The sequence below is a fragment of the Paenibacillus etheri genome (assembly GCF_001012825.1).
Taxonomy (GTDB): domain Bacteria; phylum Bacillota; class Bacilli; order Paenibacillales; family Paenibacillaceae; genus Paenibacillus_AQ; species Paenibacillus_AQ etheri.
Genome location: NZ_LCZJ02000033.1, coordinates 94,358 through 102,507, shown reverse-complemented (window position 1 = coordinate 102,507; position 8,150 = coordinate 94,358). Strand labels below are relative to the sequence as shown.

At 44.9% G+C, this 8,150-nt stretch carries 8 protein-coding genes; 7 read left to right on the top strand and 1 reads right to left on the bottom strand.

All coding sequences use genetic code 11. The features are described from left to right. Positions 1-343 precede the first annotated feature (343 nt). Positions 344-694 carry a DUF3221 domain-containing protein gene (locus UQ64_RS20185; protein WP_082651220.1) on the top strand — a complete coding sequence of 117 codons (351 nt, stop codon included), beginning with the start codon at positions 344-346 and terminating at the stop codon, positions 692-694. A gap of 160 nt (positions 695-854) precedes the next feature. Next, positions 855-2,240 carry an MATE family efflux transporter gene (locus UQ64_RS20180; RefSeq protein WP_060625279.1) on the top strand — a complete coding sequence of 462 codons (1,386 nt, stop codon included), beginning with the start codon at positions 855-857 and terminating at the stop codon, positions 2,238-2,240. 210 nt (positions 2,241-2,450) lie between these two features. On the opposite strand, the gene UQ64_RS20175 is transcribed toward UQ64_RS20180, so the two are convergent. Further along, entirely contained in the window at positions 2,451-3,314 is an 864-nt protein-coding gene (locus UQ64_RS20175; RefSeq protein ID WP_060625278.1) for a CPBP family intramembrane glutamic endopeptidase, read from the bottom strand. Between the two features lie 559 nt (positions 3,315-3,873). On the opposite strand from UQ64_RS20175, the gene alaS reads away from it, so the two are divergent. From alaS to UQ64_RS20150, 5 genes are all read left to right on the top strand, one after another. Then, positions 3,874-6,507: an alanine--tRNA ligase gene (gene alaS, locus UQ64_RS20170; RefSeq protein WP_060625277.1), complete on the top strand. Its 2,634-nt coding sequence runs from the start codon at positions 3,874-3,876 to the stop codon at positions 6,505-6,507. 315 nt (positions 6,508-6,822) lie between these two features. Further along, a complete protein-coding gene (locus UQ64_RS20165) occupies positions 6,823-7,098 on the top strand; it encodes an IreB family regulatory phosphoprotein (protein ID WP_042125473.1) in 276 nt (91 codons plus the stop codon). Beyond that, entirely contained in the window at positions 7,098-7,514 is a 417-nt protein-coding gene (gene ruvX, locus UQ64_RS20160; protein ID WP_060625663.1) for a Holliday junction resolvase RuvX, read from the top strand. Before UQ64_RS20165 ends, ruvX begins: the two co-directional genes overlap by 1 nt. Before the next feature lie 13 nt (positions 7,515-7,527). Continuing rightward, the gene (locus UQ64_RS20155; RefSeq protein WP_038569507.1) at positions 7,528-7,836 is read left to right on the top strand and encodes a DUF1292 domain-containing protein; all 309 of its coding nucleotides are present in this window, start codon (positions 7,528-7,530) and stop codon (positions 7,834-7,836) included. Then, on the top strand, positions 7,829-8,137 hold the full coding sequence (locus tag UQ64_RS20150; RefSeq protein WP_060625276.1) for a DUF1292 domain-containing protein: 309 nt from the start codon (positions 7,829-7,831) through the stop codon (positions 8,135-8,137). The genes UQ64_RS20155 and UQ64_RS20150 overlap by 8 nt, the downstream gene beginning before the upstream one ends. Positions 8,138-8,150: the final 13 nt, after the last annotated feature.

Here is an 8,150-nt window from a genome sequence, read left to right as displayed (position 1 = left end):
TAACGTAAACGAGCCAAATGTATGCGAAAAACCGAATACAATGTGCCGCCAGTAACGTAAACGAGCCAAATGTATGCGAAAAACCGAATACAATGTGCTGATGGTAACGTAAGCGAGCCAGCGCCGTTATCCGCCCCAAGTCACCCGGGAATGGGCTTGTTATTAGGGAATAAGTACAATACGGTCCTTCTCTCGGAACCTCACTACGAAGGTGTATATGGATACGATTATGGAATTTGCAGTTTTTAGATGTAGTGAAGAGGATATCTGGACAAAATGCTGTATTATTGCAGCGGCTTTAAGTGTTATTAAGATATAATTTAGATGAAATATCATACAATAGGTGCGACATCGTTCAGCCTTGTCAATCGAAGTTCCAACCTTGAAGGAGAGAGTCTATGAATCTAAAAATGAATCTTTTTGTAGTTCAGAAAGCGAGTTGTTTATAGGAACGATCCATACTGTAGATACAGATAACCAAAGAATCCTCGTGATTTCGCAGCTACAAAAAGAAGATCTAAATGAAGATTACAAGAAACTAGTAGCGTCTGGGGAGTATAGTCAGGCTATTTGGGTAAGTAAAGTAGCTCCTAGCAAGTATAAGCAAGGTGACGGCATTGAAGTCTTTTATGAAGGCAGTGATGATTCATTTCCTGCGCAAGTTACTACAAAGAAGATCAATAGATTGAAATGAGATTAAATTAACGGCTCAATCTATTCTCCCTGATTAAAGACTTAATAGTTAATTTATAGTAAACTAAATGTAAAGTGCCCCGGTTTAATGGGTATAATTTGTTGAAAAGCTCTTCGGATGAAGAGTTTTTTCCATTTTACAGAAAAGAATGTGATATGTTATGCAGCTTCGTGCTAGTCTTCAGAAGAAAAGATTGCTGGAGAAATATCTTTCTGGGGAGGGGATGGATTATCGGCAAATTATAGCTTTATTTATTCCAATTCTAATTGACCAAGCCTTCATTATTGGACTTAATCTGGTAAATACCGCAATGATCAGCTCGTCCGGGATGGCGGCGGTCAGTGCAGTGAATATGGTGGATTCGCTGAATATTTTTCTGATCAATGTGTTCGTGGCGGTTGCAACCGGGGGGACAGTGGTAGTCGCGCAGTATAAAGGGAGCGGAAACGACCGGATGGTGTCCCAGGCCACGGCTGCTTCGGTCGCCTCGGTGTCGCTGATCGCTTTGGGAATTGGTCTGCTGCTGATGGGCTTCCATTCTCCTATATTGAACCTTCTGTTCGGAACCGCATCACCCGAAGTGCTGGACAATGCCCGCATCTACCTGATTGGCAGCAGCATCTCATATCTGGGCATCGCGGTGGTTCAGGCGGTATGCGGAGCTCTGCGAGGAGTGGGCAAGACACGGGCTTCTTTGATGCTGTCGCTCATCATGAACCTGCTGTATGTTATCCTGAACGTGGTCTTTATTTACCTGTTGCACATGGGTGTGCTGGGGATGACGCTTGCGATTAATATCGCGCGGTATGCAGGGATGGTTTGTGCCCTGGTGTATCTGTTCAAGGTGGATACGGCCCTGCGGGTGCGTTTTCGTGACCTATTCCGAATCCCTCTGACCATGCTGCGGAGAATCATGTTCATCGGTGTGCCGTTCGCGGCGGAGCAGATGTTCTTCAACGGGGGGAAACTGCTCACCCAGGTGTTTATTGTCAGCCTGGGCACTTATGCCATTGCGACCAATGCCATTGCCGGCTCGCTGGCTCTGGTGTTTCAAATTCCAGCCAGCGCGCTGTCGCTAACTATTGTAACGGTGGTCGGCCAATGTATCGGGCGAGGGAATGTCTCTGAAGCCAGAAAGTTCATCAAGTCCTTCCTCTGGATCGGGTCCGGCTCTTTGGCGTTGATTGCCTTGATTCTGATGCCGCTATTCCACCCACTGGTATCGATCTTTTCCCCACCTTCCGAGATCATTGATGATCTGTTTGTGGTGCTGCTGGTGAATTCCATTGCTCAAGTTCCGCTGTGGGCCATCAGCTTTATTTTGCCGTCCGCGCTGCGGGCAGCAGGAGATTCCCGCTTCACCTCAATTACCTCAATGTTGACGATGTGGCTGTTTCGGGTAATTTTTGGATACATCCTTGGGATCGTACTGGGCTACGGCGTCATGGGTGTCTGGCTGGCGATGAACTGCGAGTGGGCCGTTCGCGGGGGCATTTTTCTGTGGCGCTTCAGGGGCGAAAAGTGGTTTGCGCACAAGCTGATTTAGAATTGTTGATAAGGCTACGTACTGCCTACGCCAGCTGACGGAAACGTAGCTCTTTTATATTAAAAACGTAAAAATACAGCACAGGGCAGCAATTCTCATATTTACTTGAGAATTGCTGCCCTCCGTTTTGGTTATCGACTGCTTGCTTTAGCTGATTATGTTTACAACTGGGTCAGTCGCGATTCTAGAAAATTCTCCGATTCCATCTATTCAGCTTGGCACTGCCCCCTCTGATTTTTGCGCTCGGAATTCCTTCCTTTTGAAACAAATTAAAAGACAAGTCAGTAACAACACACAGATTAAAGTTGCTGTATTAGTGAAACTACTATCCCAAAACATAATTTGAACATTCATTAAGGAGTGGACGCCTATCACGAAAAATAGATTCTTGGTTAAGACATAGAGTAGTGAGAATATGACCCCTAGAATTACAAGGATAATGAAATCATAAACAAAGTCCAGTCCAACTAATCCTGAGTAAATACGGTTTGGAATATGTATGGCGGCAAAAATCGATTGTGAAATAAACATTGCATATACAATGCGTGAAGTATTGTTATTGACCTTTTTTAATAAAAGATAAATTTGAACTAGCAGAAAGCCCCGAAACAAAACTTCTTCCAGTAAAGCATTTCCGAAAATCTGACCCAAGAGCTCAGTAAAGACGACATTCGAATTTCTAAATATATCACTATTGAATGATAAACTAGAGTGAGTCAGCAGTGTCATACCTAAATCAACCATGTTAATAGCGATCCAAAATAGTAAAGTGCCGATCATTCCTGCAAATACTTTTTTCTTTGTTAACCCCAAATCCCTTAGCGATAATTTAGCTATCATACATAAGAATATAACCACTTCTAACACAAGACCGAACAGATTTGCAGCTAACGTTTCGTTGATCCATCCGTTTGTGCTTTTGGCAATAACGCTTAAAGTTCCATTTGCAAAAAGGATAAGGTTAACCACTAGAGTGAAGAGAATATGAATAAAAATGAGACTGACAATAAAACGTAGTGGTATAGACTTAACTTCAAAAATCGATAGCTCATCAGTTACTTTATTGCGCAGCATGATTTGTAATCCTCCTTAGAATTATCTTGAGAAGCATGTGTATCCTGGAGTGCTATTAACGATACATATTTTACCAAAAAAATCAACTGGGATTTTACTATATTCTTCAGTGCTTTAGTTCACCATTAGAAAAATCATACTTCCTCACTTTATCTTCACATTTCCCCAGATTGACAGATGCAAGGGCACTGGCTATACTTGAAATGTTAAAATGCAAATCGGATAAAACGTTGATGAAAATGAAGTACGCCGGAGGATGGCTTGATCAGAGAACGGGTTCCTTTACGAAAGCATTTCGTAATGGCTGTGAGAACCTTGAAGACAGGCCGGTGGAAAGCTAATTTCGGAGTGTGAGATCACAAACTTACCGGGGGCACCCGTTATCAGCCGCGACAAGGCGATCGTCTGTAACTTTCCCGTGAATCGGGTCAAGACGATAACCAGGGTGGTACCGCGATATTAATCGTCCCTGAATTATTCAGGGGCGTTTTTTTGTTTTTTTTTTAGAAAATTCCGGCGCATATGCCGAATTAAAAAGATGAGACGGGAGCTGTAAATAATGAAAGCAAGTGAAATTCGTTCTAAATGGCTTAAGTTTTTTGAAAGTAAAGGTCATAAGATTGAACCTAGTGCGTCCCTAGTACCGCATAACGATCCATCGCTGTTGTGGATTAATGCAGGTATGGCACCGCTGAAGGCATATTTCGATGGTCGTGAGATTCCTGAGAATCCGCGCCTGACGAACTCGCAGAAATGTATTCGTACCAATGATATCGAGAATGTAGGGAAGACACGCCGTCACCATACGTTCTTCGAAATGCTAGGTAACTTCTCTATTGGCGATTATTTCAAAGAAGAAGCTATTACATGGGCTTGGGAATTCTTGACTGGCAAGGAGTGGATCGGCTTCGATCCAGAACGTATCTCCGTAACCGTGTACGCTGAGGATGAAGAAGCTTTCAAGCTGTGGAATGAAAAAGTAGGATTGCCAGCAGAGCGCATCATTAAGCTGGGAGATGAGAACTTTTGGGATATCGGCGAAGGCCCTTGTGGTCCTTGTTCGGAAATCTTTTATGACCGTGGCGAAGCTTACGGCAGCGACATGAGTGATCCAGAAATGTATCCAGGTGGAGAAAACGAGCGCTGGCTTGAAGTGTGGAACCTAGTGTTCTCACAATTCAACCATAACAAGGATGGCAGCTATACGCCGCTTCCGAACAAGAACATTGATACGGGTGCTGGATTGGAGCGTTTTGCTTCTATTCTGCAAGATGTAGATTCCAACTTCGACACCGATTTGTTCCAACCGATTATTCAAAAAACTGCTGAGCTTGCTGGTGTAACTTATAAAGATAATGTTGAGCAGGATATCGCACTTAAAGTTATCGCTGACCATGTGCGTACGGTTACTTTTGCCGTAGGTGATGGAGTACTTCCTTCTAATGAAGGTCGTGGTTATATTATCCGTCGTTTGCTGCGCCGTGCCGTTCGTTACGGAAAGACTTTGGGGCTGGACCGTCCATTCCTGCATGAGCTGACGGAAACCGTTGGCGAGATTATGGGTGTGTATTATCCATCCGTTGTCGAGAATCGTGAATATATCGCAAAGATTATCCGTACAGAAGAAGAACGTTTCCACGAGACATTGTCCGATGGATTGGCTATCTTGGGCGAGATTAGCGCTAAAGCAAAAGCAGATGGACTCAGCACGATTGCTGGAGCCGATGCATTTAAGTTATATGACACTTACGGATTCCCGTTTGACCTGACTGAAGATTTCGCAGCAGAGCAAGGATTAACTGTAGACCGTGAAGGCTTCGATGCCGCTATGCAAGAACAGCGTGACCGTGCAAGAGCTGCACGTCATGACGGTGGCAGCATGAAGATCCAAGGTGGCGCATTAGCAGATCTGACGGTTAAAAGTGAATTTGTTGGATATAATGACTCGGTAACAGAGTCGAAAATTATGGCTATTGTTGTGGGTGGCGAATTGGTGGACACCGCAGGCGAAGGCGTAGAGTGCCAAGTGATTCTTGAGGCAACACCGTTTTACGCTGAAAGTGGTGGACAAGTGAGTGACACAGGCGTGCTTACTGGCGGTTCGGTTACAGCTAAGGTAAAAGGTTTGTTTAAAGCTCCACATGGTCAACATGTACATTTGGTAACTGTGGAAGCTGGAGAATTGAAAGTAGGAGAAACGGTTCGCGCTGAAGTGGATCGTGCACAGCGTGAAGATATCGTGAAGAACCATACAGCCACTCATCTACTGCACAAAACACTTAAAGAGGTTCTTGGCGGTCATGTGAATCAAGCAGGATCTCTAGTAGAAGGCGCACGTTTGCGGTTTGACTTCTCCCATTTCGGAGCGATTACACCGGAAGAGCTAAGCGACATTGAACATCGCGTGAATGCACAAATCTGGCGTGGCCTTGATGTAGTCATTGAGAACAAGCCGATTGATGAAGCTAAAGCTATGGGAGCCATGGCACTATTTGGTGAAAAATATGGAAATATCGTCCGTGTCGTTCAAGTCGGCGATTACAGCCTTGAACTTTGTGGTGGATGCCATGTAACCAACACGTCTCAGATTGGGATTTTCAAGCTGCTTAGCGAAAGCGGCATAGGTTCCGGAGTGCGCCGCATCGAGGCAGTGACTGGTCGTTACGCTTATCAGTTCACTGAGAGTCAACTGGATCTGCTCAAGCAATCCGCGGGTCTACTGAAGTCTTCTTTGAACGATGTTCCAAAACGGATTGAAGCACTGCATAATCAAGTTCGTGAGCTTTCGCGTGAGAACGAATCCTTGCAATCTAAGCTGAGCGCAACATTTGCTGCTGAACTAACAAGCAGTGTGAAGACAGTTGGCGCAGATACGCAGCTTCTTGCTGTTGCTGTTCAAGCCGGAAATATGGACGCTTTGCGATCTACTGCAGATGAATTGAAATCCAAGCTCCCGGATGCTGTACTTGTTCTGGGTGCAGCCATGGACGACAAGGTGAACTTTGTTGTAGCTGTACCACAGGATCTGGTGAAGAAGGGCTTCCACGCTGGTAAGATTGTAAAAGAAGTTGCAGCAGTATGCGGTGGCGGCGGTGGCGGACGTCCAGATATGGCACAAGCTGGTGGTAAAGATGCTTCCAAGCTTAGCGAGGCATTGGCTAAAGCAGAAGAATTAGTGGCTTCCCTAGCATAAATAAAAATCACGAAACTATTTCTTGATTTAAACGTATTACGAAAAACATAGCGGTGCTGAGAGCTTGACATCAGTACCGCTACTCTTTATTAACAGGTGGTTAGATTTTCATGAATAATTGTGCTTGACAATAGCTTAAAAGCCAAAAATATCATTATTTTTGTAGAGGAAATGCCAAAAAAAGCGTTATTCCACGCGCAGGATTTCCTCGTTGGGCTATGAATATGTTATGATAAAGGAAGCAAGTGAGCTGCACAGTAGCAACTTTGCGAAGCCGCCCTTTTAGGGTGATTTTGCAGAAGGAAGGTGTCACAAATGGACTCCATGGACAAAACGGTCAAATTCAATGTGAAGGGCGACGAAAAGGAAGCTTCTCCCCAGGAAATTTTGCTCGCTGTATACGATGCACTGGTGGAGAAAGAGTATCATCCGATCAATCAGATCGTAGGGTATCTACTTTCCGGAGACCCGGCTTACATTCCGCGTCATAACAATGCGAGAAGTTTGGTCCGGAGAAAAGAACGTGATGAGCTGATTGAAGAGCTGGTTAGATTCTACCTCGTCAATCACAAGGTGGATAATCCCAGATGATGAAGAAGTTAGGACTGGATTACGGCGACCGTAGAATCGGTGTAGCCACAAGCGATGTTTTTGGATGGACGGCACAAGCTCTTGAAACGATTGAGCGCCGAGGTACTGGTAATGAGTTCGAACGTATTCGTGAACTTGTTACGGAGCACGAAATTGGAGAGATTGTAGTTGGTCTACCGAAGAATATGAACGGCTCAGTAGGACCCCGGGGCGAAATCTGCATAGAGTTCGCTGACAAGCTGCGGGAGCAATTTGCAATTCCCGTACACCTTTGGGATGAGCGTCTGACGACGGTGTCCGCAGAGCGGGTGCTGATTGAAGGAGACGTCAGCCGGAAGAAACGCAAAGGGATTGTAGACAAAATGGCTGCAGCCCTGATTTTGCAAAATTTTTTGGATGCTAACAGTAAAAGGTGAGGGGTGCGAGGATATGACAAACGAACAGATTGGCCAAGAGGAAGAACCGGAAATTATCTATATTCCCGATGAGGAAGGTAATGAAGAGGAATTCGAGGTCATTATGAAGTTTGAGGTTGATGGCTCGGACGCTAAGTACATGATGGTGGTTCCGCTTGATTCTGAGGACGAAGAAACCGATGAGGTTTATGCGTTCCGTTATGTGGAAGAAGGCGACGATCTTCAATTGTTCATGATCGATAATGACGAGGAGTGGGCGATTGTCGAAGAGACTTTCAACACACTGGTTGACGAGTTGGACGGAGGATCGGAGAATGACTGATGTATCCGCTGATCAAGCGGTATGGACTTCGCGCCTTAAGGAAGCCTATGGAGAAACAGTAGAACTGGAAGATGAGCAGGGCAAGTCTTCCATTTACGATATTATCGCCGAATTTGAAGTCGGTGATCGCGGCTATGCGGTGCTGAAAGGCTCTGATAAAGACGTGGATTATGAAATCCTGCGTATCGTTGTCTCTCCTAACGGACTTCCGGAACTAGAGAACATCGTGGATGATGAAGAGTGGGAAGACATCTCTGAGCTATATGATGAGATGACTTTTCCAGTGGATGACGCAGAATAAATCTTAAACATGT